This is a genomic window from Streptomyces sp. NPDC048479, from assembly GCF_040651435.1.
Classification (GTDB): domain Bacteria; phylum Actinomycetota; class Actinomycetes; order Streptomycetales; family Streptomycetaceae; genus Streptomyces.
In genome coordinates this window covers 191,157-217,520 of record NZ_JBEZKA010000013.1, presented here as the reverse complement: position 1 = coordinate 217,520, position 26,364 = coordinate 191,157, and the positions used below count along the sequence as shown (strand labels likewise).

15 protein-coding genes are annotated in these 26,364 nt (G+C 73.0%); 13 read left to right on the top strand and 2 right to left on the bottom strand.

Annotated elements, in window-relative coordinates; translation table 11 throughout:
- The first annotated feature begins 9 nt into the window (after positions 1 to 9).
- Both AB0D12_RS21735 and AB0D12_RS21730 read left to right on the top strand, forming a co-directional pair.
- The gene (locus AB0D12_RS21735) at positions 10 to 924 is read left to right on the top strand and encodes a GNAT family N-acetyltransferase (RefSeq protein ID WP_362685157.1); all 915 of its coding nucleotides are present in this window, start codon (positions 10 to 12) and stop codon (positions 922 to 924) included.
- 279 nt (positions 925 to 1,203) lie between these two features.
- On the top strand, positions 1,204 to 1,407 hold the full coding sequence (locus tag AB0D12_RS21730) for a cold-shock protein (protein ID WP_326647991.1): 204 nt from the start codon (positions 1,204 to 1,206) through the stop codon (positions 1,405 to 1,407).
- Between the two features lie 181 nt (positions 1,408 to 1,588).
- Here AB0D12_RS21730 and AB0D12_RS21725 read toward each other — a convergent pair whose 3' ends face one another.
- On the bottom strand, positions 1,589 to 2,482 hold the full coding sequence (locus AB0D12_RS21725) for a LysR family transcriptional regulator (RefSeq protein WP_362685153.1): 894 nt from the start codon (positions 2,480 to 2,482) through the stop codon (positions 1,589 to 1,591).
- 338 nt (positions 2,483 to 2,820) lie between these two features.
- Between AB0D12_RS21725 and AB0D12_RS21720 the strand changes: the two genes are divergently transcribed.
- The 10 genes from AB0D12_RS21720 to AB0D12_RS21675 all read left to right on the top strand — a co-directional run bounded on the left by AB0D12_RS21720 (position 2,821) and on the right by AB0D12_RS21675 (position 23,475).
- Complete coding sequence (locus AB0D12_RS21720; protein WP_362685150.1) at positions 2,821 to 9,879, top strand: SDR family NAD(P)-dependent oxidoreductase; 7,059 nt, start codon at positions 2,821 to 2,823, stop codon at positions 9,877 to 9,879.
- On the top strand, positions 9,872 to 14,752 hold the full coding sequence (locus tag AB0D12_RS21715; protein WP_362685147.1) for a beta-ketoacyl synthase N-terminal-like domain-containing protein: 4,881 nt from the start codon (positions 9,872 to 9,874) through the stop codon (positions 14,750 to 14,752). The genes AB0D12_RS21720 and AB0D12_RS21715 overlap by 8 nt, the downstream gene beginning before the upstream one ends.
- Positions 14,742 to 15,104, top strand: coding sequence for a phosphopantetheine-binding protein (locus tag AB0D12_RS21710; protein WP_362685144.1), 363 nt, complete (start codon positions 14,742 to 14,744; stop codon positions 15,102 to 15,104). The genes AB0D12_RS21715 and AB0D12_RS21710 overlap by 11 nt, the downstream gene beginning before the upstream one ends.
- Positions 15,105 to 15,111: 7 nt before the next feature.
- Positions 15,112 to 15,972 (top strand): alpha/beta hydrolase, encoded by an 861-nt coding sequence (locus AB0D12_RS21705; RefSeq protein ID WP_362685141.1) that lies wholly within the window; start codon positions 15,112 to 15,114, stop codon positions 15,970 to 15,972.
- Complete coding sequence (locus tag AB0D12_RS21700; protein ID WP_362685138.1) at positions 15,969 to 17,129, top strand: glycosyltransferase; 1,161 nt, start codon at positions 15,969 to 15,971, stop codon at positions 17,127 to 17,129. The genes AB0D12_RS21705 and AB0D12_RS21700 overlap by 4 nt, the downstream gene beginning before the upstream one ends.
- A complete protein-coding gene (locus AB0D12_RS21695) occupies positions 17,126 to 19,003 on the top strand; it encodes a class I SAM-dependent methyltransferase (RefSeq protein WP_362685135.1) in 1,878 nt (625 codons plus the stop codon). The genes AB0D12_RS21700 and AB0D12_RS21695 overlap by 4 nt, the downstream gene beginning before the upstream one ends.
- Positions 19,004 to 19,020: 17 nt before the next feature.
- On the top strand, positions 19,021 to 19,926 hold the full coding sequence (locus AB0D12_RS21690) for a galactokinase (protein ID WP_362685132.1): 906 nt from the start codon (positions 19,021 to 19,023) through the stop codon (positions 19,924 to 19,926).
- A gap of 23 nt (positions 19,927 to 19,949) precedes the next feature.
- The gene (locus tag AB0D12_RS21685) at positions 19,950 to 21,143 is read left to right on the top strand and encodes an alkaline phosphatase family protein (protein ID WP_362685129.1); all 1,194 of its coding nucleotides are present in this window, start codon (positions 19,950 to 19,952) and stop codon (positions 21,141 to 21,143) included.
- 155 nt (positions 21,144 to 21,298) lie between these two features.
- Positions 21,299 to 22,462 carry an MFS transporter gene (locus AB0D12_RS21680; protein ID WP_362685213.1) on the top strand — a complete coding sequence of 388 codons (1,164 nt, stop codon included), beginning with the start codon at positions 21,299 to 21,301 and terminating at the stop codon, positions 22,460 to 22,462.
- Positions 22,459 to 23,475, top strand: a complete 1,017-nt coding sequence (locus AB0D12_RS21675) for a TolB-like translocation protein (RefSeq protein WP_362685126.1) — start codon at positions 22,459 to 22,461, stop codon at positions 23,473 to 23,475. Before AB0D12_RS21680 ends, AB0D12_RS21675 begins: the two co-directional genes overlap by 4 nt.
- Positions 23,476 to 23,500: 25 nt before the next feature.
- Here AB0D12_RS21675 and AB0D12_RS21670 read toward each other — a convergent pair whose 3' ends face one another.
- A complete protein-coding gene (locus AB0D12_RS21670) occupies positions 23,501 to 24,877 on the bottom strand; it encodes a DUF6777 domain-containing protein (protein ID WP_362685123.1) in 1,377 nt (458 codons plus the stop codon).
- 200 nt (positions 24,878 to 25,077) lie between these two features.
- Here AB0D12_RS21670 and AB0D12_RS21665 point away from each other — a divergent pair, with 200 nt between their 5' ends.
- The gene (locus AB0D12_RS21665; protein WP_362685120.1) at positions 25,078 to 26,361 is read left to right on the top strand and encodes a streptophobe family protein; all 1,284 of its coding nucleotides are present in this window, start codon (positions 25,078 to 25,080) and stop codon (positions 26,359 to 26,361) included.
- The last annotated feature ends 3 nt before the right edge of the window (positions 26,362 to 26,364 follow it).

Sequence of the window (26,364 nt, the reverse complement as noted above, 5' to 3'; positions counted from 1 at the left end):
ACAGCAGGTATGCACCCCCTCGGCGAAACCCCTCAGCCGCGCTCCACCAGCGAGGCCCCGACTCCCGCCGCCCCGGGCGCCGACGGACTCACCGTCACCGGCGCCTCGCTGGACGAATGGCATCAGGTGGTTGAGTGGGCCGCCGAGGAAGGGTGGAATCCCGGCCGCGACGACGTGGCTTCCTTCCACCCCACCGATCCCGCCGGGTTCTTCATCGGCCGCCTGGGCACCCGGCCGGTATCGGCGATCTCGATCGTCAACTACTCGGAGCAGTTCGCCTTCCTCGGTTACTACCTGGTCCACCCCGACCACCGCCGTCAGGGGTTGGGCCTGGCCACCTGGCAGGCCGCCTTCCCGCACGCCGGAACCCGAACGATCGGCCTGGATGCCGTACCCGCCCAGACCGCTACCTATCAACGTGCCGGGTTCACCGCCGCCAACGACACTGTCCGCTACGGCGGCCGCCCCGAGCGGTCCGGCACCCCGGCAGCGGGAGCCGTGCCCGTCACCTCGGCCCATCTCGACGCGATCGCCGCCTACGACCGGCAGTGCTTCCCGGCCGAACGGGGCGCCTTCCTCACCCGCTGGCTGACCGCCGACGGCCACACCGCGTACGTATACCTGCGCGACGGCCGGATCGCCGGTTACGGAGTGATCAGGCCCGCCCGTGACGGCCATCGCATCGGCCCCCTCTTCGCCGACACCCCTCAGGGTGCCGAAGCGCTCTTCGACACCCTCATCGGGCACCTCGGCCCGGACGAGGAGGTCTCCATCGACATTCCCGAACCGCAGCAGGCCGCCGGTGCCCTGGCCAAGGCCCGCGGCCTCACCCCCCGCTTCCAGACCGTGCGGATGTACACCGGCCACGTCCCTGACACCTGGGTGGCGCGCACCTATGGCGTCACCAGTCTCGAACTGGGATAGCACCGCGTCCTGACGAGGACCGGCGGGTCCCGGTGGGCGGCACACCGGGACCTCGCGCCGCTTTCGCGGGCGTCATCCCGCAACGACTTGATCGTTGTTGTGGCCCTACAGCCACTTGTCCGTGTAGCGTCGCGTTCAGCTGTCATGGTTCCGAAGTACCGGTCGCCCGTGAGCGCGAGTTCACGGGCGTTTTGCTGTTCAGAGTCTCTGAGGGCCAGGGCGATCACCTCCGGATCCCGCACGGTGCGGGAACCGACTACGAGTCCCCTTGGAGGACAAATGGCCAGCGGAACCGTCAAGTGGTTCAACTCGGAAAAGGGCTTCGGCTTCATCGAGCAGGACGGTGGAGGCCCGGACGTCTTCGCCCACTACTCGAACATCGCCACCTCGGGCTTCCGTGAGCTCCAGGAGGGCCAGAAGGTGACGTTCGACGTCACGCAGGGCCAGAAGGGCCCGCAGGCGGAGAACATTCTCCCCGCCTAGTTCAACCCGACGATGCGCCCGCACCCGCGACAGGGTGCGGGCGCATCGTGCGTTGCTGCCGCCATGAGCAGAGCCTTCAGGACGCCCGTCGCAGGACGCCGCCGAGGGGCGCGAGATCTTCGATACCGCACACCTGCGGGGCGGGGGCCGGGGCCCGGCGGGCAGGCCGTCCCCGGTCGGCTCACCTCGCGGGCTCCCGCACAGGCGCGTTGTGGCGTGCGTGCGAGAGGAAGGCGCGGGCGGCGCGGCTGAGTGGGCCGCGCGGATGCACTATGCCGACGGCGCGCAGCAGCGGCGGAGTGAAGGAACGGACCTCCACGCGGTGGCCGAAGGCCCGTAACACCATGTCCCGGTACCAGATCAGCGAGCCGCGCCCGTCCGTCACGCTGGTCACCCAGGCCAGCCGTTCATCCACTTCCACCACGGTCACGGGGCGCACGCCGAGGCGGCCGAACATCGCCTCGAGCTCCGTGCGCCGTCCTGTGCCCGGGGTCGGCAGCACCATCCGCAGTCCACCCAGCATCCGGAACGGCATCGGGTCGGGCAGCCCTGATCCCGGCGGGGAGATAAGTACGACCTCGCGGTCCTGGAGGTGGTGCGTGGAGAGTTCCTTGTCGACGGGGAGATCGACCAGGCCGAGCTCCGCCGAGCCGTCGATCAGCGCCCGCACGAGCGCCTCGCGGCTGTCGTGCTGGCGGAGGCGTACGTCGATGCCGTGGTGGCTTTCGGTGAAGGACGGCACCAGATCGGCGGCGAGGTCGAGGGAGAGGGTCGGGGTGGCGGCCAGGGTCAGCGTGCCGCGTGAACTGCCCGCGTGCGCCGGACCGATGTCCTCGATCGCCTCCACCGAGTCGAGGACTGTCCGGGCCAGGCGCACGACACGCGAGCCCTCGGGGGTGAGGGTCGCCGCTCTGCCCCTGCGGTCCAGCAGTTCCACACCCAGATCGCGTTCCAAGGACTGGATGGAGCGGGAGAGGGCCGGCTGGGCGATATAGACGGAGCAGGCCGCGGCGGTGATGGAGCGGCAGTCCGCGACGGCTACGAGATAGCGCAGCTGTTGCAGTGTGGGGGTCATGAGCGGACGTTAGCGGCCGGGCCTTGCGGGTGTAAGGGGCACCAGTGGGAACAAGTGTCCATTCGGCCAAGGGAGTTGATCCGTGGCCGACAGCAGCCCATACCTCTGTGGCATGGGTGGCTGATGTGCGTTGACAGTGCCCGCCGACCGCCGCACCATTCAACGCGGCATGGCGGTTACTGACGGGTTATTCCTCCTGTGACACCCGTACACCCCCGGTACTCCGTCATCCGAGCGTCACGGCTGTGGCCGTGGCCGTGGTGCCGTGCACCCAGCGGCCGTGAAGCAATGCGTCTCTGCTCCCCCGCCCGGCCCTGCTCGGAACCCAAGGAGAGCCCGTGACCTCTCAGCACACCCGGCACTCCCGTCGGGATCTCGTCGTGGTGGTCAGCCCGTTCGAGGAGCCCCGTCCCCGGATGGTCGCGGCCGCGGAACGTGCCGGGGCGCTGGGCCTGCTCGACCTCGGCAGGGACCGCGACCGGGCGCGCAGCGCGCTTGCCGGGCTTCACGGGTCGTACGGAGTGCGGGTGCCGGCCGGATGCCCGCTCACGCCGGACGAACTGCCCGACGCCGTGGACACCGTGCTGCTCACCGAAGCCTGGTGGCGGACCGGAACGGGCGACTGGGCGGCCGGCGGCCGGCGGCGGGTGTGGGCCGAGGTCGTCAGCCCCGCCGAAGCCGCTGCCGCGGTCGCCGCCGGAGCGGCCGGAATCGTCGCCAAAGGACATGAGGCCGGCGGCCGGGTCGGCGAACTGACCACATTCGTACTGCTGCAACGCCTGCTCGCCGACCCGGGGTTGACGGTCCCGGTCCACGCGGCCGGCGGCATCGGGCTCCACACGGCCGCCGCCGCGGTCGCCGGCGGCGCCGCCGGCGTCGTGCTCGATACGCAGCTCGCACTCACCACCGAGGGCGCGGGCGGTCTGCCCCGCGCGGTCGCGGCCGCGATCCGTGCCATGGACGGCAGCGAAACCACCCTCGTCGCGGGTCACCGTGTCTACACCCGCCCGGATCTCGCACCACCGGAAGGGGACATCGCCGAGGTGCTCGGCGCCGGGGATCTGCGCACCCAGCCGCTGCCCATCGGCCAGGACGGGGCGAGCGCCGCCCGGCTCGCCGCGTGTCACCGTACGACCGGCTCTGTCGTGCAGGCCGTACGGGCGGCCATCACCGACCACCTCGAAGCGGCCGTACGGGCCCGTCCTCTCCAGCCGCGCCCCGGCGCAGACCGGTTGCCGGCGGAAGAGCGCGTGACAGAGCGCCCAGCGGTGGACGAGCGTCGGCCCGGGGACGAGGGTCCGTCCGTGGTCCAAGGACCCATGACCCGGGTCAGCGACCGGCCCGCGTTCGCCTCTGCCGTGGCCGACGCCGGTGGACTGCCCTTTCTCGCCCTGGCCGTGATGGACGGCCGCGAGGTACGCGAACTGCTCACCGAAACCGCCGAGCGCCTGGCCGACCGGCCCTGGGGCGTCGGACTGCTCGGCTTCGCCCCGGACGAACTGCGCCGCGAACAGCTCGCCGCCGTCGCCGAAGTGCGCCCGCCGTACGCGATCATCGCCGGTGGCCGCCCCGCCCAGGCCGCCCCGCTCGAAGCCGCCGGAACCAGGACCTATCTGCACGTACCCTCGCCGGGACTGCTGGAGCAATTCCTCGCCGAGGGAGCGCGACGGTTCGTCTTCGAAGGGCTCGAGTGCGGCGGCCACATCGGCCCGCGCGCCGCCTTCCCGCTCTGGGAGGAGCAGATCGAGCGGCTGCTCTCCTGCCCCCACCCCGCCGAACTCGACGTGCTCTTCGCCGGCGGCATCCACGACGAACGCTCCGCGGCGATGGCCGCTGCCGCCGCCGGGCCGCTGGCCGAGCGCGGCGCCCGGACCGGCGTACTCATGGGCACCGCCTACCTGTTCACCGAGGAGGCCGTCGCGGCCGGAGCCGTACTGCCGGGCTTTCAGCGGGCAGCGCTCGACTGCGACACGACCACACTGCTCCGCACCGCGCCCGGGCACGCGACACGCTGCGCCGCCACACCGTATGCCGATACGTTCACCGCCACCGCGCAGCGGCTTGGGCAGAACGGCGCGAGCCCGATCGAGGTCTGGGAGGAGCTGGAGAAACTCAACCTCGGGCGGCTGCGTATCGCCAGCAAGGGCCTGCGTCACACCGCTGCGGGACCCGTCCCGGTGGACGAGGACGAGCAGCGCGGCGAGGGACTGTACATGCTCGGCCAGATCGCCACCGCACGCACTGACACGACCACGGTCGCCGCCCTGCACGCCCAGGTGACCGAGGGCGCGACGGCACTGCTGGCCGAGCGCGCCGAACAGCTCCGGGGTCTTTCGGCCGAGCCCGCTCCGCACGAAGAAGCCCCGCTCGACATCGCCGTCGTCGGCATGGCATGCCGCTACCCCGGCGCCGGCGACCTCGCCGGGTACTGGGCGAACATCGTCGCCGGGACCGACTCCGTGGGCGAAGTGCCCGCCGACCGCTGGGACCCGGCCGCCCACTACGACCCGGACCCGGCACGGGCAGGGGAGCGGACTCCGTCCCGGTGGGGCGGCTTCCTGCAGCCCGCACCGTTCGACGCGCTCAGCCACGGCATCGCCCCGGCCTCACTCGGCAGCATCGAACCGGTACAGCTGCTCGCCCTCGACGTCTCCGCCCGGGCCCTCGCAGACGCCGGTTACGCCAGGGAGCGGCAGTTCGACCGCTCCCGGACCTCAGTCGTCTTCGGCGCCGAAGCCGGCACCGACCTCGCCGGCGCCTACGGCTTCCGTGCGCTCCACTCCGGCTACCTCGGTGAGCTGCCGCCCGAACTGGACGCCCAACTGCCGCGGCTGACCGAGGACTCCTTCCCAGGAGTCCTCGCGAATGTCATCGCCGGACGCGTCGCCAACCGCCTCGACCTCGGCGGCGCCAACTGCACGATCGACGCCGCCTGCGCCTCCTCGCTCGCCGCCCTCGACCTGGCCTGCAAACAACTGCGTGACGGTGACAGCGACATGGTGCTGTGCGGCGGCGCCGATGTGCACAACGGCATCAACGACTACCTGATGTTCGCCTCCGTACGCGCACTGTCGCCCACCGGCCGGTGCCGGCCCTTCGACGCGGCCGCCGACGGCATCGCACTCGGCGAGGGCGTCGCCTGCCTCGTCCTCAAACGCCTCGCCGACGCCGAACGCGACGGCGACCGTATCTACGCCGTCGTCAAGGCCGTTGGCGCATCCAGCGACGGACGCTCGCTCGGCCTCACCGCACCACGCCCCGAAGGACAGCGGCGGGCCCTGGAACGTGCCTACCGGCGGGCCGGGATCGCGCCCGCCGAGATCGGTCTCGTGGAGGCACACGGCACGGGCACCGTCGTGGGCGACAGCACCGAACTGACCGTCCTCACCGAGGTCTTCGGCGGCGGTGGCGGCCCGGGCTTCTGCTCGCTCGGCTCGGTCAAGTCGCAGCTCGGCCATACGAAGTGTGCGGCGGGCCTGGCCGGGCTCATCAAGGCGGTCCGGGCCGTGCACTCCGGCGTACGGCCGCCGACTCTGCATCTGACCAGCCCCAACCCCGACTGGCGGCCGGACAGCAGCCCCTTCTTCTTCGACACGGAGGCCAGACCATGGGCCGTGCCCGCCGGGCGGCGGCTCGCCGCGGTCAGCGCCTTCGGCTTCGGCGGCACCAACTACCACGCCGTTCTCGCCGGGTACGCGGATGCGGGCGAGCCCGCGCACGGGCTGGACGCCTGGCCCGCCGAGCTGTTCTGCTTCCGCGGCGCCGGCCGCAAGGCCGCGCTGCGCGCCATCGACCGCCTCGCCGCCCGGCTGGAACAGAACGACGCGGCGGGACGTCCCTGGCCGCTGCGCGACCTCGCTGCCGAGGCTGCCGCGGGCTCCGGGGGCTCCGGGGGCTCCGCGGATGAGGGCCAGACCCAGGTCCCCGTCCAGGTCGCGGTCGTCGCCACCAGCCTGGACGACCTGGCCGAAAAGCTGGACCGGGCCCGGGAGTTCGTCTCCGGTGACGGTGTTCACGCATCCGATGACACGGGTGCCCCCGGCCGGATGGCCTTCCTCTTCCCGGGGCAGGGCAGTCAGCGCCCGGGCATGCTGAGCGATCTCTTCATCGCGTTCCCGCGCCTGCGGACGCTGCTGTACGACGCGGATCCGCGCTGTGTCGCCGCGATGTTCCCGCCCGCCGCCTTCACCCCTGAGGAACGAGCCGCCCAGCGCGCCGCCGTCACCGACACGCGGACCGCCCAGCCCGCCCTCGGCCTCGCCGGCGCCGCCGCGCATCTGCTGCTCACGTCGCTGGGAGTACGCCCTGACTGCACGGCCGGGCATTCCTACGGCGAACTGGTCGCCCTCTGGGCGGCCGGTGCGTACGACACCGAGACCCTCCTGCGGCTCAGCGACCGCCGTGCCGAGGCGATTCTGGCCGCCGCCGGGGAGGACCCCGGAGCGATGGCCGCAGTGCCGTCGGCCCCGGACGGCATTCCCGAGCTGCCGGCCGGATGTGTCGTCGCCAACCACAACGCGCCCCGGCAGAGCGTCATATCGGGCCCGACCCCGGCGGTCGAGGCCGCGATTGCCGCGTTGCGCGAGGCGGGTATCGCGGCTGAACGCATCCCGGTGGCCTGCGCCTTCCACAGCGAAGTCGTCGCCGGTGGAGCCGGTGCGCTGGCCGCCGAACTGACCGGCACGGCCGTGACCGCGCCCACCGTCCCGGTCTGGTCCAACACCACCGCGCGCCCGTACCCCGCCGACCCGGCGGCCGTCCGGGAACTGCTGGCCCGTCAGCTCGCCGAGCCCGTGCGCTTCGTCGAACAGATCGAGGCCATGTACGCGGCCGGTGTGCGCACCTTCGTCGAGGCCGGCCCCGGCCGGGTGCTCACCGGCCTGGTCGGCCGCATCCTGGGCGACCGGCCGCACAATGCCGTCCCGCTCGACGTTCAGGGTGAGAACGGTCTGACCCGCCTGGTCACCGCACTCGCCGAACTCGCCGTGGCGGGCGTGCCGATCGACCTCGAGCCACTGTTCACGGGCCGTACGGTGGCGCTGCCCGCCGAGCCGCCGCGGCGCGCCGGATGGCTGGTGGACGGCCATCTCGTACGGACCGCGGACGGCGAGCCCGTGGCGGGCGGGCTGCGCCCGGCCCGGCGGGTGGCGGTGGCCCGTCCGGTGGCAGCGGTGGACCGGCGGGAGGACGCCGTACTGGAGTATCTGCGCGGAGCGCGGGAACTGGTGGCCGCACAACGGGACGTTCTGCTGGGATACTTGGGGGCGGGCGGGCCATCGGCAACGCCATCGGCGCTGCCGACCGCGCCGGAGCCCGAGTCGCACGCCGCCGTGCCGACCGAGCACTCCGCGCCGACCGAGCACTGGGGGCCGCAGCCCGTGGCCGAACCGGCCGTCAGACATCCTCTGACGCCCGATCAACTCATGGACGCGGTACTGGAGATCGTACACGTCCGCACCGGATACCCGCGGGAGATGCTCGACCCCGGCCTCGACCTGGAGGCCGACCTTTCGGTGGACTCCATCAAGCGGGTGGAGATCATCGGTGCGCTCGCCGACCGGATCGGGCTGCCGCAGGGTGCGGACGGCCCGGCGGAGTCGGCGGTGGAGGAACTCGCGAGGCTGAAGACCATCAGCGGCATCGTCGACTGGATCGTCGCGCGTGGCACGACCACTGATCCGGCAGTGGATGCGATGACGGACGCGATGACCGATGCGATGACGGATCCGGGCGTGGTCCCGGGCCTGATCCCGGTCACGGGTGCGGGCCTTGGCGCAGGATGGGCTGCAGGCGGCGACCGGCCCCCGAACGTGGTCCAGGATCCGGCCACGGGCCGGGCGGCGAGCCCGGTCACCGAACAGAGCCCCGCCCGGCCCGCGCGGCTCCTGGTCGAGGTCACGCCCGTGGGTCCGCCCGCGACCCGCGACCCCGCCGACGTACTGCCCGGCCGGCGGTTCGCCGTCGTCGACGACGGACTCGGGGTCGCCGTCGCTCTCGCCGCGGCGCTCGAGGCCCGGGGCGCCGAGGTACGTACCGTCCACCAGGACCGCCTGGCCGACGCCGCCGGATCCGACGCCGACGGTGTCGTGGACCTCAGCGCGCTGCGGCCCGCCCCTGCCCCCGTGCTTCCGGAAGCCTTCGCCGCACTGCGCGAGACCCTGATCGCCGGAACCCGCCGACTGCTGCTCGTCACCGGCTGCGGCGGAGCGTTCGGCCGAACCGCGCAGTCACCGGACGCCCCCGACGCACCGGGCTCCCCGGGTTCCGCCGACCCGGACCCGATCCCCGGCGCCGGACTCTACGGATTCGCCCGTACCGCCGCGATCGAATACCCCGGCACCCAGATACGCGCCGTGGACGTCGATCCCAAGGACCGTCCCGAGCGGATCGCCGCACATCTGATCGCCGAACTGTGCGCGCCCGAGGAGCCGGTGGCCGTCGGGTACACCAACGGCACCCGCAACACGCTGCGTACCGTCCCCGCCCCCCTCACCGACACCGCACCGGCGCCACAGCTCCCGTTCGGCCGCGAAGCTGTCGTACTGCTCACCGGCGGAGCCCGCGGCATCACCGCTCGTACAGCCATTGCCCTCGCAGCTGCCACCGGCTGCCACATCGAACTCATCGGCCGCACCCCGCCCCCCGACGCCGCCGAGGACCCGGCCGTCGCCCACGCCCACGACCGGGTCGCGCTGCGCGCGGCTCTCGTCAGCCAGGGCCTGCGCACCCCCGCCGAGATCGAGGCGGCAGCGTCCCTCATCCTGGCCGCACGCGAGATCCGCGCGACCCTCGCTGCCCTCAACGGCGTTGCCGCCTCCGTGCGCTACCACGCGGCCGACGTCACCGACTCCGATGCCGTACGAGCCGTCATGGATGACATACGCACACGTCACGGCCGCCTCGACGGGATCGTGCACGGCGCCGGAACCATCCAGGACAAGCTGCTCTGCGACAAGGACCCGGCCTCCTTCGCGCGGGTGTTCGCCACCAAGGTCGACGGCGCCCGGCACCTCGCCGACGCCGCCGCCGACCACGGCGACGCCCCCGCACCGGCCTTCCTCGCCCTCTTCGGCAGCGTCGCCGGTGTCTTCGGCAACCGCGGTCAGGCCGACTACGCGGCCGCCAACGACGCCCTGGACACGCTCGCCGCCACCCCCGCCTGGTCGCGCCGTTTCCCCGGCCGCGTCGTCGCCGTCGACTGGGGCCCCTGGGCGGCCGAGGCCGGCGGAATGGTGACGCCGGAGCTGGAACGGATGTACGCGAGCCGCGGCATCCCGCTCATCGACCCGGCCGGAGGCACGGCCGCGTTCCTCGCCGAGCTGGCGCGCGGCACCGGGGGCCAGGTCGTACTCCTTGCGGAAGAGAGCGCTGCTCCGGGCAAGGCCCGCCGTGGCTGACTTGCGGGGCGGCCCACGCCCGGCCGACGCCGCCATCGTCGGTATGGGCGCCGTCTTCCCCGGCTCCGCCGACCTGGCCGCCTACCGGACCAACCTGTTCGCGGGCACGGACGCCATCACCGACGTACCGCCCGGTCGCTGGGACCCCGAGGTCTACTACGACCCGCACGGCGCCGAAGGAACCGCCCGCAGCGACCGCTTCTACTGCCGGCGCGGCGGTTTCATCGACGGCCTCGCCGCCTTCGACCCGACCCGCTTCGGCATCATGCCCGCCGCCGTGGCCGGGGCAGAGCCCGACCAGCTGCTCGCGCTGCGCGTCATCGCCGAGGCCGTGGCCGATGCCGGAGGCGAGGAGCGGCTGCCCGCCGACCGCTCCAGGATCGGGGTCATCCTCGGCCGCGGCGGGTTCATGGGCGTCGCCACCGCCCGCCTCGACCAGCGCGTGCGCACCGCCCACCAACTCGCGGCGACCCTGCGCGAACTCGCCCCCGAGCTGGGCGAGGACCGGATCACGGCCGTCCGTGAGGCCTTCCAGGCCGGCCTCGGCCCGGAACGGCCGGAGGCATCCATCGGCCTCGTCCCCAGCTTCACCGCCGCGCGTACCGCCAACCGCCTCGACTTCCGCGGCCCCGCGTACACCCTCGACGCCGCCTGTGCCTCCTCCCTGCTGGCCGTCGAGCAGGCAGCCGGCCTGCTGGCGGGCGGCAGCTGCGATCTGGTGGTGGCCGGGGCGGTGCACCACTGCCATATCGCCACCCTGTGGAGCGTCTTCACCCAACTGCGGGCGCTCAGCCCGAGCCAGCACATCCGCCCCTTCGACCGGCGCGCCGACGGCACGCTGCTGTCCGAAGGCACCGGCGTCGTCCTCCTCAAGCGCCTGGCCGACGCCGAACGCGACGGCGACCGCGTCTACGCCGTCGTACGAGGAGTCGGCGTGGCCGGTGACGGCCGGGCGGCGAGCCTGATGAGCCCCTTGGTGGACGGCCAGGCGCGCGCCCTGGCCCAGGCCTGGGCGCGGTCCGGTCTCGACCCGGCCGCGCCCGACGCACTCGGCCTGCTGGAGGCCCACGGCACCGGGACGCCGGTCGGCGACGAGGCCGAACTCGCGACCCTGGCCCGGGTCTTCGGCCCTCCCGCGGCGGGCGTCGAACCGGTCGCGATGGGCTCGGTGAAGTCGATGCTCGGCCACACCATGCAGGCCTCCGGAATGGCCGGGCTGATCAAGGCCGCGCTCGCCGTGCACGACGGGATCCTGCCGCCGACCCTCCATCTCGACGATCCGCACGAGGACTTCGCCCGTACGCGTATGCGCCCGGTGACGGAGGCGGAGCCCTGGGAGCGGGGGAGGGCACCGCGTCGGGCGGGCGTGAATGCGTTCGGCTTCGGCGGGATCAATGCGCATGTGGTGCTGGAGGAGGCGCCCGGGGCCCCGGCTTCGTCTGCCGCCCCCGGACGACGGCGCGACCGGGATGCGGCGCACCGTGTCCCCGAGCCGGACTCCCAGGGCCCGGGGAGGTCCGGGGGCCGGGCCGGCCAGGAGAGGGTCCCGCCGGCCCCGGACGAGCAGCGCGCACCGGCTGCGGCAGCCGCCGAGGCAGGGGAAGCCACGATGACTCTGCTTGCCGCCGCGTCTTCAGGCGAACTCGCCCGCCTGGTCGAGGAGTTATCGGCCTCGGGCCAAGTCCCTGCGGCGCCCCGGTCCAACGGGCCCTGCCGCCTCGCCGTCCTCGGACTCACACCCAGGCGCCGGGCTCTTGCAGCGGCGGTCGTCGCCAGAGGGAAGCCGTGGCGCGGCCGCGGCGGCGTCTGGTTCACTCCACGTCCGCTCCTCGGGCGCGGTGCCGGCCGACTGGCGTTCCTCTTCCCGGGCCTGGAACCGGACTTCACCCCCTGCGTCGACGACGTCGCCGACCGCTTCGGACTGCCGAGGCCCGCCCTGACAGGCGGCGGCACGCTGGTGGAACGGGCGGTCGACGCCATAGCCGTCGGACGGCTCTTTGCCCGCGTCCTCCCCGAACTCGGCATCGAGGCGGACCTCCTGGCCGGGCACAGCCTCGGCGAGTGGACCGCCATGGTGGTCGCCGGGATGTACCCGCGGCGCGCCGTCGACACCTTCCTCGACTCGCTGCGGCCGGGCGATCTCGACGTCCCCGATCTGGTGTACGCGGCACTCGGCTGCGGTGCGCGCCAGGCCGCCGACGCGCTGCGCGGGCTGGACCGCGTCGCCGTCAGCCATGACAACTGCCCGCACCAGTCGGTGTTGTGCGGCGAGCCCGGTCCGGTGGCCGAAGCGCTGACCCGGCTGGCTGCCGAGGGTGTGCTCGCCCAGGAGCTGCCCTTTCGATCGGGCTTCCATACGCCGATGTGGGCGCCGTATCTCGACCAGGTGCGCGCCGCGTTCGCCGCGCTGCCACTGCGTCCCCAGACCGTGCCCGTCTGGTCGGCGACCACGGGCACCGCGTACCCGGAGCCCGAGCACGAAGTCCGGGAGGTGGTGCTGCGCCACCTGCTGGAGCCGGTGCGCTTCAGGGAGCTGACGGCGCGGCTGTACGCGGAGGGCGTACGGGCCTTCGTCCAGATGGGTCCGGGCAGCCTCCCCGGTTTCGTGGGGGACACCTTGCACGGCCGGGCGCACCTCGCGGTCTCGGCGGGCGCGGCCCGAGGGGGCAGCGGCCTTGACCAACTGCGGCGGCTGGCTGCGGCGTTGTGGACGGAGGGACTGAATCCGCGCTGGGAGCGGCTGACCGAGCACGAGCCGCCTTCGCCCGCACTTTCGGCCTCGGGGGTTCCCGCGCCGTCCGCCGCGCCGGCTTCTGCCGATGCCGCCCCCGTCCCGCCGGCCGCGCTCGCACCACCCGACAGGCCCACGGCCGACGCGCAGAGCCCCGTACGGCTCGACGGTGCCGCAACCGTCGAGCCGGCGACGCGTGCCGCCTCCGCGCACGGTCCGGTACGGCTCGATCTCGGCTCCCCGCTGGTGAGCATGGGCGGCGCCGCGCCCGCGCTGCACCTGGACGGGCCGACCCGGCCGACCCGGGCACCCGTCGCCGGTCAACCTGCGCTGCTGTCGGCCCTGGACGCCGTACTGGAGGAGACAGAGGGCGCGGCACGCACTGTTGTCGAAGCCAGCCGGGCGGCGGCCCCCGCCGTGGCACCGAGCGCACGCCAGTCCTCGGCGGCGCACGCGCCCGGGGTCGCCGCCCCGCCCGCTTACGGGGGCCCCGCCGCGAGACCCGGCGCTCGGCAGCAAGCCGCACCGGCCGCCTCCCGCGTCCCGGCTGCCCCCGCACCGTCCCCTCCCCACCGCACCCGGCGTCGGCTCTCTCTCGAGACCATGCCGTACGTCCTTGACCACTGCGTCTATCTCCAGCCCGACACCTGGCCCGAGCCCTCCGACCGCTTCCCGGTCGTCCCCATGACCACGCTGCTCGAGCTGGCCGCCGACGCCGCACGCCAATCCGTGCCCGGACGGGTGGTGGCCGGTTTCGACGACGTAAGGGCCCTGCGCTGGCTGCCCGTCGCTCCGCCCGTCGATGCGGAGATCACCGCGACACCCGCCACCGACGGCAGCGACCGGGTACGCGTCGAGATAGGCGGGTGCGCGACCGTCACCGTCGTGCTCGCCGACCGGCACACCGCCCGCCCCGCTCCCGACCCCGCCCCACTCATCGGCGAAGGACCACCACCCGTCAGCGCCGAAGCCCTCTACCGCGACCGATGGATGTTCCACGGGCCGGGATTCGCCGGGGTGCACGAAGTGACCGCCGTCGCCGAGGACGGCATCCGCGGGCTGCTGCGCGCCCTGCCCGCGCCGGGCGCGCTGCTGGATACAGCCGGGCAACTGCTCGGGCACTGGATGCAGTTGCGCCTGACCGCCGACCGACTGGTCTTCCCGGCGTCACTGGAGCGGGTCCGCCTGTACGGACCAGCACCCCGCGACGGCGAACTCCTGCGCGCCACCGCCCGTATCCGCGCCGTGCGGCCGGACTCGGTACGGGGCGACGTGGAGCTCACCTCCGCCGAGGGCACACTCTGGGCCCGCCTGGAAGGCTGGACGTACCGGCGCTTCGCCGCCGACGAGCGGGTGTGGCCGATGAAGTTCACCCCCGAGATCTGCGGTATCGGCGAGCCTCAGCCCGGCGGCTGGTGCCTGGCGCGGCGCCGCTGGACCGACCCCGCCTCGCAGGAGCTGGTGATGCGGCGGTATCTGGGCGCCGCCGAGCGCGCGGTGTACGAGCAGCGCCCGCCGCGGGCCCGCGCGGCCTGGCTGCTCGGGCGGATCGCCGCGAAGGACGCGGTGCGCCAGCTCCTGTGGGACGACGGCGCGGGGCCGCTCTTCCCCGTTGAGATCCCCGTCGGCAACGACGAACACGGCCGCCCCCGCACGGAAGGCCCGCTCGCCGCCGGACTCCGGCTCTCCCTCGCCCACAAGGACCGGCTGGCTGTCGCGTACGCCCATCCCGCCCAGGCTGTCGGCATCGACATCGAGGCCGTCACCGACGACCCCGGCGTACTGAGCCGTATCGCGCTCACCTCCGACGAGCGGCGACTCGCCGGGCAACTCGCCGCGCGGGAAGGGTCCGGCCTCGCACAGGCGCTCACCACACTCTGGTGCGCCAAGGAAGCGGCCGCCAAGGCGGAGGGCACGGGCCTGGGCGGCCGTCTGCGGCAGTGGACCGTCACCGACGGATCCCCCGGGCTCCGTGTGACCTCTCCCGGGGGCTGCAGCCACACCGTTCGGATCAGCACGGTCCACGATCTGCCGGGCCCGGACACCCCACCCGAGGTCTTCGTCGTCGCGTGGACCGTCCCGGCCCGTACTCCCGCCCGCTCAGTCACCCCCACCCCGACGGAGGCCAGCCATGGCATCTGACCCCACGGCCGAACGCATACTCGCCGAGATCACCGCCATGCTCGTCGAGACGGTCGGCGACGAGTTCCTCCTCGCGGAGGAGGTCACGTTGGAGACCACGTTCAACGAGGACCTGGCGCTGGAGAGCATCGAGTTCGTCGCACTCGCCGAGCTGCTCCAGCAGCGGTACGGCACAGCGGTGGACCTGATCGCGTTCCTGGCCGAAAAGGACATGGAGGAGATCCTGGCCATGACGGTCGGCGACCTCGTGTCCCATATCGCCGACACACCGACGCCGGCTCCCACACCGACGCCGGCTCCCACACCCACGCCCGCCCCGACGGCCGCTCCCGCTCCGGCCCCCGCCGCCTGAACCCGCCATGGCCGAAGTCCTCGCCAACTCCCTCCGCTTCCACGTCCACCGGCTGTCCGGCGGTGACGTGAGCCGTACCGCGGGCACGACCGTCGTCTTCCTCCACGGTCTGGTCGTCGACAACCTCTCCAGCTTCTACGCCACCCTCGCCGTCCCCGCCGCGCGAGCCGGCCACGACGTCGTCCTCTACGACCTGCGCGGCCACGGCCGCACCGAGCGACCCCCCACCGGTTACGACATCGGCACCGCCGTACGGGACCTGACCGCCCTGCTCGCCGCCCTGGGCCTCGACGAACGCCCCGTACACCTCATAGGCAACAGCTACGGCGGCACGATCGCGCTGCACACCGCACTCGCGCGCCCCGACCTCGTCGCCGGGCTCGTCCTGGTCGAGGCCCCGCTGAACGGTCCCTGGATCGAGAACATGCTCGACACACTGTCCGTCGCAGCCCTCGCACTCGAAGGCAGCCAGGTGCCGCAGGAACTCTCCTCACTCGGTGCACGCAAGGCCGCCCGGCTGACCGCCACCGCCGACGAACTCCTCAACCGCACCACGCTGATCGACGACATCGCGGTGAGCCGGCCGTTCACCCCGGCGGACTTCGCCCGGGTGCGCTGCCCGGTGCTGGCCGTCTGCGGCGAGCACTCCGAACTCGTCCCGGGAGCCCGGGAACTGGCCCGCCACGCACCCAACTGCACCGTCCACATCATCCCGGGCCTGGGCCACGACGTGCTCCAGGGCGGCACCGAAGAGCTCCGGCGTGCGGTGCTCGACCGACTGGCCGAAGCCGCACGGCCGCGCTCTGAAGGCGCCGAACGCGCCCAGCGCTCCGGGTGCTCCGAGCGCGCCCAGGCGGTGGTCGTATGAAGGCCCTGTTCGTCGTTCCGCCGCTCGCCGGGCACATCAACCCCACCGTCGCCGTCGCCGCCGAGCTGGCCGCGCGCGGTCACCGGGTGGCCTGGACGGGCCCCGCCGAAGTGCTGCCCCGACTCCTGCCGGCGGGCGCCGCGCTGTTTCCCTCCGGCGACCGCGCCGGGCCCGCGGCCTACGGTTCGCTGCACGCGCACTGGCGCGATCTGCGCGGCGTCGCCGCCCTGCGCTTCCTCTGGGAGGAGGCGCTCATCCCGCTCGCCCACGCGATGCTGCCGGGCGTCGATGCGGCGGTCGACGCGTACGCTCCCGATCTGCTCGTCGTCGACCAGCAGGCCCTCGCAGGCGCGGTGATCGCGCAGCGGCGCGGGCTGCCGTGGGTGACGTCGGCGACGACCTCGGCCGAATTCACCCGGCCCTTCGCCGGCTTCCCCAGAGTGGGGGAGTGGGTGGCGGAGCGGATCGCCGGACTGCTCGCCGACTCCGGAGCACCGGGCGGCTGGGACCCGCGTTACTCGGACCGCCTGGTCCTGGTCTTCTCCACGCTCGAACTGGTCGGCGCGGACGAGCCGTACCCCGGGCACTACGCCTTCGTCGGCCCCGCAATGAGCCCCCGCCCGTCGGACGGCTCGGCCTTTCCGTGGCGGCGGCTCGATCCCGGACGACGGCGGGTCCTGGTATCGCTCGGCACGCTCAACCGCGAGGCCGGCGGCCGCTTCTACGCCGCGGTGCTACAGGCCGCCGAACGGCTCGCCGACCGTGTTCAGCTGATCCTGGCCGCGCCCAGGGACGTGGTCGGCGAAGTACCGGACCATGTCCTGCTCCTGGAACACGTTCCCCAGCTTCAGCTGCTGCCCCACCTCGACGCCGTCGTCTGCCACGGCGGCCACAACACGGTCTGCGAGGCACTCGCGCACGGCCTGCCCCTGGTCGTCGCCCCGATCCGCGACGACCAGCCGATCGTCGCCCAGCAGGTCGCCGCGGCAGGGGCCGGGATCCGGGTCCGCTTCGGCCGGGCCCGCGCGGACGAACTCCATGCCGCACTCGACGCCGCACTCGACGACCCCGCCCACCGCCGGGCCGCCCGCCGCATCCAGGCCTCGTTCGCCGCGGCCGGCGGTGCCGCGGCCGACCAGTTGGAGAAACTGATATGACGCCGTTCCCGACTGACCTCCCATGGGCCGCGTTCGTCGCACTGGCCGGGCTCACCGCGGGCACCGTGCGCGCTCGCCGCAGGCTGCGCGCCGTACCCGTCCTGGAACCGGCCTCCCCCACCCACACCGCACCGACTCCGGGCCGCTGGCACCTGATCAGCGCTCGCGGAGTCGAGGTCGACGACGCCACGGTGCGCGCCGCCGTCGCCCACGCCGAACGGACCGGCCTGCGGGTACTCGACCTGGTTCCCGCCCGCCTCGACACGGAACGCGCTCTGAGCCTGCTCCGGATCCTCGACCTCAGCGCCGCCCGCTACAACCGCACGGCCGACGGCCGCGGCGCGGGACACGCCCTGCTGATCGCCGAGGACGTCCGGCGCCGGGCCGGCGTGGAGTGCGACACCGGTCCCGACTCGTGTCCGGGCCCCGCCGAACTGCACATCCTCCTGCGGCGGTTGAAGCCGTACGCCCCCGCCGGCACCGGCGTCGCCATCGCACCCGGCCTGGCCGCGCCGGCTCCCGACCCCGCCCGCCGTGCCGCGGAACTGCGCGCCCAAGGGCTGCCCCCGGGCCTGCTGACCGTTGCTCAACTGGCCGGTCTCGCCCTGCTCGTCCGGGCGGCCGTCGCGGACGGTGGCTGGGGGGCCGCGGCCGCCGCGCTGTACTGGCTGCAGCCCGCCCTGATCCTCGGCGGCCCGCGCACCCGGCTGCGCCCGGCCGACCTGATCCGCGCCACCGCAGCGCGGCCCCTGTACTCGTTCGGCGCCGCTCTGCGTACGGCCTCGAGCGACCGCTCCGGACCGGCCGGAACGTCTCCCGAGCTGGAGGCTCTGCGCCCCGCCTATGCCGCCGAACTCAAGGCCGGAACCGACCGGTTCTTCGAGCCCCGTCGCGACGACTGCTCCTGGTGCGGCTCCACCCGGCTCTCGGTGCGTATCCGCGTACCCGATCTGCTCCAGGGCAAGCCGGGCCGTTTCACCCTCGAACAGTGCGGCGAGTGCGGACACGTCTTCCAGAACCCCCGCCTCTCCCTGGACGGCCTCGACTTCTACTATCGCGACTTCTACGAGGGCCTGGGCGTCGGAGGCGCGGCCCAGGTGTTCGGCACGATGGGCCGTTCGTACCGCGCCCGCGCCGCCATGCTGAAGCCGTTCGGGACGCCCACCGCCTGGCTCGACGTGGGCACCGGGCACGGTCACTTCTGCGACAGCGCGCGCGACATCTGGCCAGGCACCCGCTTCGACGGTCTGGACATGAGCGCCGCCGTACGTGAGGCGGAGGCACGTGGCTGGGTCGGCACCGCCCACCAGGGCCAGTTCCCCGATCTCGCCGCCGGGCTCGTCCACCGCTACGACACCGTCAGCATGTACCACTATCTGGAGCACACCCGCGAGCCGCTCGCCGAACTCGACGCGGCCGCCGCCGTGCTGGCCCCCGGCGGGCATCTGCTCATCGAGCTGCCGGACCCCGAATCACGGCTCGCCCGCCTCCTCGGCCCGCACTGGCTGCCCTGGTTCCAGCCCCAGCACCAGCACCTCATCCCGATCGCCAACCTCCGGCAGGCACTGGCCGACCGCGGATTCACCGTCCTGGCGGAGGAGCACGGCGCGGCCCACCAGTCCTGCGATTTCGTCGGTGCCGTCCTCCTCACCGCGAACCGGCTCGCCCCTCACCCGTACGCCCCCTGGGGACCGGGCACCGCGACCCGCACCCGGCGGGTGGTCCGCACCGTCGTGCACACCGCGGCGCTGCCGTGCTTCGCCGTCGCGGCAGCCCTCGACGGAGTGCGTGCGGCAGTGGCCCGCGCCACCGAAGGGGGCAACGCCTACCGCCTGCTGGCCCGCAGGACGCCGGCGGCTCACGAGACGGGGTGACGGAGATGAGTGCAACCATGAGCACGGACACGAGCGCGGACATGAGCACGCTGGACATCGCCCGCCGCCACACCGCCGACCCACTCTTCCGGCTGGTCGCCTATGCCCTCGAATCGGCGCACGACCGCCCCCCGGCCACGGTGTGGAGCGCCCCGCACGCCTTCCATCTGGGCTCGCCCCGCGTCGTCGCCGCGGCCGGCTGGCCCGTGGCAGCGGCCGCGGCCCCGCGCGAGGACGGCCTGGTACGGCTGAGCTCCCTCGCCCACCCCGCGCAGAGCTGCGAACTACCCCTCACCGGACCGCCATTGCCCCACCCCGACTGGGCCGCGCGCAGCTACGCCCTGCTGCGCACCATGGCCCGCGCCGGATACGGCCGTGGCGGCATCGACCTGCACATCCACTCCACGCTGACCGCGGCGGCCGGACTCTCGAGCGCGGAGCCGCTGGAGTGCGCCGTGGCGCTCGCAGTCGCCGATCTGCACGCCGGCGGCACCAGACCGCGACCGCCGCGTGGCCGACTCGCCGCCCTCGCCCGGGCAGCGGCGCCCGCCGGTGACGAAGCCCTGAGGCAGGCCGTGCTCTTCGCACGCCCCGGCAGGGCTCTGCTGTTCGACAACGGCCGCCGACGGCGTATCCCCTTCGACCCGCCCGAACACGGGGCGAAGCTGATGCTCCTGGTGACACGCGGCGAGGGACCCGGCGCCGCTGACATCCGGCGCGCGCTGGACGCCGCTCGGCGCGCAGGTGCGCTCGCCGCCTGGCGGCCCGGACCAGAGCCGGGGCGCAGCGCCCTGGTGCTGTTGCCGCAGGACCGGCTGACGACCCTCCGTACCACCGTGGCCGAGGAGTTCCGCAGCCGCGGACGGCCCGTACCGCGCTTCCTGAACATCGCCGTGGCGGGCGCGGCCCGCCGCGAGGAGTGAGAGGAACAAGGAGGAACACCCTCATGGAGCCAAGAGCCCTACCGGAACGGTCACCGCACGGCCGCAGCACCAGCAGGTGGCGCACCGCTGCCGCCGGGATCTTCAGCACGCTCTGTCTGGTCGCCACCCTCGGTGCGGCCGACTCGCATACCGCAGCGCCGAAGGCGGCTGCCGCGCTGCCCGGTTACGACCACGTCATCGTCGTCGTCTTCGAGAACAAACAGTACGGCGAGATCATCGGCAGCTCCAACGCGCCCTACATCAACCAGCTCGCGAACGCCGGCGCCAGTCTGACCGGCATGAAGGCGCTGACCCACCCCAGCCAGCCGAACTACTTCAACCTCTTCTCCGGCAGCACCCAGGGCATCACGGGCGACGGCTGCTACACACCGCAGTCCATGAACGCCGCCAACCTCGGGCAGGAGCTGACCGCCGCCGGCAAGACCTTCGCCACCTACAACGAGGACCTGCCGAGCGAGGGCTCCACCGCCTGCACGAACGGCCAGTACGCGCAGAAGCACAACCCCTGGTTCGCCTTCAAGAACGTGCCTCTCAACACCGGCAAGACCTGGGCGCAGTTCCCGAAGAGCGACTTCACCCAGCTGCCGCACCTGTCGTTCGTCGTCCCGAACCAGTGCAATGACATGCACTCCTGCTCGGTCGGCACCGGAGACACCTGGGTGAAGAACAACCTCGACGCCTACGCCCAGTGGGCCAAGGCCAACAACAGTCTGCTGGTGCTCACTTGGGACGAGGACAACTACCTCGGCTCCAACCGGATCGCAACAGTCTTCTCCGGGGCCAAGGTCAAGCAGGGCACGTTCAGCAGCGCGTACAACCACTACGACCTGCTGCGCACCTTCGAGGACCTGTTCGGCACCACCCACGCCGGCAACGCGGCGAGCGCGACCCCCGTCACCGAGGTCTTCGGCGACGGCACTCCGCCGCCCGGCGGGGATCTGAGCGTAGCCAACCCCGGTGCGCAGGCGTGCAAGTTCAACCAGAGCTGCACCATCCAGATCACCGCGACCGGCGGAAGGACGCCGCTCAAGTACAGCGCCTCCGGACTCCCGTTCGGCCTGTCCATCGACACCTCGACCGGCCGTATCACCGGAAAACCCTGGCAGACCGGCACCGTCCAGATCACCGCCACCGCCACCGACTCCACCGCGGCCTCTGCCGGCACCACCTTCCCCCTGACCGTCAACTGGTTCTGAGCCCAAGGTCTTCTGGCGAACCATCAGCGACCGGAAGGGAGACACCCGTGTACCTGTCGGCCGGTCGGGCCGCCGACACCACGGCGGGCGTACGCCGCACCCGGCCGAGCCCGGCGCGCGGTAACGGAGCCCGCCGCGCGGTCGCCGGCAACGTCATTGCCCTTAGCGCGGTCAGCCTGGTGACGGATGTCTCGGCCGAGATGGTCACCGCCGTACTGCCGCTCTATCTCGTCGTCGGCCTCGGTATGTCCCCGCTCGCCTTCGGCGCCCTCGACGGCCTCTACCAGGGTGCGACCGTGCTGTCCCGGCTGGTCGGCGGTCACCTCGCCGACCGCGCCCAGCGCCGCAAACTCGTCGCCGGCACCGGCTATGCCCTGTCCGCCTGCTGCAAGCTCGCCCTGCTCGCTGCCACGACACCCTGGGCGGTCGGCGCTGTCCTCGCCGCCGACCGCACCGGCAAGGGGCTCCGCACCGCCCCACGCGACGCGCTGATCTCTCTGTCCTGCCCGCCCGAGGAGCAGGGCAGAGCCTTCGGAGTGCACAGGGCGATGGACACCGCGGGCGCGCTGCTCGGGCCGCTCGCCGCATTCGCCGTGCTGTGGGCCGCGCGCGACGGCTACGACGCGGTGTTCGTGGTCAGCTTCTGCGCCGCCGCATTCGGTGTCCTGCTGCTTGTGCTCTTCGTACGGGACGCCTCGACGCGAAGTCCCGCCGCGGCGAACCGAAAGCGACCCGGCCCGCGGTCGCTGCGCGCCCTCGCCCGCACCCCCGGCCTGCCGCGGCTGTGTCTGATCGCCGCGCTGCTCGGCGTGGTCACGGTGAGCGACTCGTTCCTCTATCTGCTGCTCCAGCGCCGCCTCGACCTGCCCACTCCGTACTTCCCGCTGCTGCCAGTCGGCGCCGCCGCCGGATTTCTGCTGCTGGCAGTGCCGCTCGGCCGGCTGGCCGACCGGATCGGCCGCCGCGCGGTCTTCCTCGCGGGCCATGGGGCGCTGCTCATCGCGTACGGGGTGCTCCTCGCATCCTGGGCGGGCGGACCGGCCGCGGCCGGGTGCGTACTGGTGCTGCTCGGTGTCTTCTACGCGGCAACCGACGGTGTGCTGATGGCCGCCGCGGGCCCGCTGCTGCCGCCGCACCTGAAGGCGAGCGGCCTCGGCCTCGTTCAGACGGCCGGGGCCCTCGCCCGCTTCGTGGGCTCACTGCTCTTCGGCGCGGCCTGGATGTACCTCGGTCCTGAAGGCGCTCTGACCGTGGCTGCCACCGGTCTGGCCGTCGCCATGGCTGTGGCCGTCGTCCTCCACCGAGGGAGTCACCCATGAGCATGCGGGCCAGGCTGCTCATCCTTGTCCTCGCCACCGCGGTCCTGGCCTCGGTCGCCGCCGTCGCCACGCTGCGGGCCGCCGACCGCGCGGCCGAGCGCGAGCGGGCCAGGCCGGGCGAACCGGTCGCCCGGACCGGTACGGTGACGTTGCGTCAGCCCGGTCGGCTGCTCTTCCGCAACCTAGCCTGGGGCCCGCAGCGCGACCACATCTCCTCCGTCCCGCTGACCACCCCGGCCGCCCCGCGCACCGCCGCGCCCGGCAACTGCCTGCGCTTCCACGCGGCCGCCGGCACAGGCATCTGTCTCCGAGCCACCGGCGGAGTCATCCCGGGCCACGAAGCCGTGCTCCTCGACGAGCGGTTGCGGCCCGTCCGTACGTTTCCGGCGCCCGGCATGCCCACCCGCGCCCGGGTGTCGCCGAGCGGACGACTGGCGGCGTGGACGGTCTTCGTCAGCGGCGATTCCTATGCGGGCGGCGCCTTCTCCACCCGTACCGCCATCTACGACACCCGTACCGGCGCCCTCCACGCCGACCTCGAGAAGTTGACCGTGGTCAAGGACGGGCATCGAGACCGGGCCGCCGACCACAACTTCTGGGGCGTCACCTTCGCCGCCGACGACAACCGCTTCTATGCGACCCTCGCCACCGGCGGACATACCTATCTGGTGGAGGGCGACCTGGCCCTGCGTACTCTGCACACCGTGCGCGAGAACGTGGAGTGCCCCTCCCTCTCCCCGGACGGCACCCGCGTCGCCTTCAAGAAGCGAGTCCCCGGCGCCCCGGCAGCCACCCCTTGGCGGCTGCATGTGCTGGACTTGCGCACAGGCAGGGAGACTGCGCTCGCCGAGCGGAGAAGCGTCGATGACCAGCCCCTGTGGCTGACCGGCGACACGCTCCTCTACGCAGTGCCCGGCGACTTCGGTGCCGACCTCTGGTCGATTCCGGCGGACGGCGGCGGAACACCCCGGCTGACCGTGAAGTCCGGTACGTCTCCGGCCGTCATCACCTGAGCCGTGCCAGGTTGGGTCCGGTTCCTCAGGACACGGGTGAGTCCGGTCGGAGGGGAGGCTCCGCTGCGGATTCGGGGGGAGATTCCGGGACGGCGGGAGGCCGTGGCGCAGGCAGCGAGGCGTCCGACGGCGGGGCTTCCTCGGGCGGCGAGTATGCCGGGGGCTCGGAGGGCTGCGGCTGCGGGTTCTCCTCTCCCGGGGACGGCGGCGAGGGTGCCGACGGCTCGGAGGACTGCGGCTGCGGGTTCTCCTCTCCCGGGGACGGCGACGAACTGCCGGGAGAGGGTGCGGGCGTGTCCGGGGAAGGCGACGAGCTGCCCGGAGAGGGCGATGACTTGCCCGGGGACGGTGACGACTTGCCCGGGGACGGTGACGACTTGCCCGGGGACGGTGACGACGTGTCCGGGAAGCGTGGCAGCTCTATTTTCACCGGCGGTGGGGTCCGCTTGTCGTGGTGGCCGTCGGTGTCGCCCCTGTCGCGGGCGAACCAGTCATTCTTGTGCGGGTCGAACACGATGAACACATTCACCACCGTGACGGAGGGCGCCACGACCACGACGTTCGAGGGCCGGTACGCGGGCCAGGGGTCACCCTTCCGTTGGGGTGTGCCCTTCGTCGGGACCAGAGGCCGCAGCGGATTGCCGCAGCCGCAGCGCACCTGGGGCACGCCGCGGGCGTCGACGAGCACGGCCGTACCGGCCTGCAGCACCGCCTGGTAGCTGGTGGAGGCGCCGTTCTTGTAGCCGTGGTTGGTGACCCGGGTGTCCATCCCCAGCTGTACGGGCGTCAATGACCGCAGAAACCCGGGAACGGCGGCGGGCGCGATGCCGTGGACCGAGGCAAACGCCCTGTTCTTGGCCGGATCGGCCATGAGAGAGCTGATCTGCTTCTCCACGTCGCAGCTGGCGACCTTACGGGTCCCGGTGTACAGGCCGGGGGTCGATCCCCGCACGCTGCGGGTGGCGTTGGCCGGGGTCTCGGAGCTGCCCGGCAGTCTGGGGAGCGTCGGTGGAGGGGAGCTCTCCCGAGCCGTCGATTCGGTGTACGGATCCGGCCCGGTCGAGCCGGCGGGCTCGAGGACCACCTCGCCGGCCTTGGCCGACTCGGGACGGGTGAAGACGATGGTCAGTACCACCGCGGCCACGAGCGCGGCGGCGACCGCCGCAATACGTGGCGCGGACCGCCACCAGGGGTGGCCGGGGCCCTCGCCCGAGCCCCTCGCCGGTCCGCCCGGCCCGCCTGTGCCGCCGGGCCCGCCTGTGCCGCCGAAGCCCCCGCCGCTCGGTGGGGGCTCGGGCGGCACCGGACCGGGCGGCGGCGTCGAACCCGGCTGTGACGGGCCCGAGAGTGGGCCGGAGGGAGGTCCGGTGGGGCGTTCGGAGGGTGGTGGTTGGGCACTCACGGGCTCTTCTTCCCAGCGTAGGAATCGTGCAGCGCAGGAAACTCGGCACAGGAATGTCAGTGAATGTCAGAGAAAGTGAAGTACTTTCACTTTCTTCCTTGACCATCACCATTGTGTGCGCCGCATCCGTCCGGCTCGCAAGCTGACGCGGTCGGCCCTCCCAGGGGGCGGAGCGCCGGACCCCTGCTTAGCGTGGCAGCGTGAGCCAGCAGCGATCCAGCGAACGGGTGGATACGAGACGCGCCGCGCACTACTGGCGTGACGCCCTTGTAGCGGTGCTCGCCGGGCTGGCCGTCATGATCGTCACGGCCGCTCTCGGCCTCTGGGCCGCGGGCGCGGCAGGCCTCCCCGGGAACGCGTTTCCGCGGGTCGTCGCGGCCGTCGTCGTGATGGCCGTCGGCGGTTCTGTCGACCTCTCGGGAGACGCCGGGGCCATCGCCGAGACGAAGGCGGGCCTCACGGTGATGCCTCTCTCGGTGACCCTCGCCGGGGCCCTGGTCATCGCCACCGGCTTTCTCCGGCCGCTGCGGCACCGAGCCGTCGCCAGCACCCGCGAACTGGCCGGCTGGGCCGCCCGGATGGCGGCGGTGTGGGTGCTCGCGCTCATCGCCCTCGCGGCCCTGGCCCGCCACAACTTCGCCATCCGGCTCGGAGACCGGACGATCGCGGACATCGGCGAAGTGCTGGACGCATCGCCCGAGGTCGGGTTCCGGGCCGACATCGCCCTCACCCTGGTTTTCGGCCTGCTGTGGCTGGCGGGCCTCCTGGTGCTGGCCCTTCTCGTCTCGCGCAAGGCGCCGCTGCCCGCCCGCCTGGTGCGCTTCCAGGAGTCGGTGCGCCCAGCAGCGTTCGCCATGGTGGCGCTGCTGCTGGCATACGTCGTGCTGGGGCTGGTCACCGGACTCGTCGTACTGGTCACCCGTGGTCACCTGGCCGAGACGCTCGCCGTGCTCCTCCTCGGACTGCCGAACCTCGTCTGGCTCGCCTTCACGCTCGGCCTCGGCGCTTCCTGGGAGGGGAAGGTGCAAGGCCCTTTCGGGCTGCCGGTGCCGCACGCACTGGACTCGGTACTGCGCACCTCGGACGTCTCCACCCTCAACCTGAGTTCGCTCTCCGAACACGACGGGCGGGCCTGGTGGCTGCTGGTCGTAGCCGCCCTCCTGCTGCTGGCCGCCGCGTTCCTCATGGCGGCCCGCTCACCCGCCCGGATGCGGCCCTGGCAGCACGCCGTGCACATGGCGGTGGCGCTCGCCCTCACGGTGCTCACCATCTGCCTCGTCGCCCGGCTCTCGGTCCAGTACGGCCTGTCGCTGCTGGGCGTCGGAGACATCGGCGGCGGCCTCGACGGAGAGGTGTTCCTGCGTCCGAACCTGTGGACGGCGCTCGGCCTGGCCGTGGTCTGGGGGCTGGCCGCCGGATTCGTCGGGAGCCTGCTCGCCGCGCGGGTCCACCGTCGCGGAGAAGTGGAGCCGGCGGCGAACTGAGGT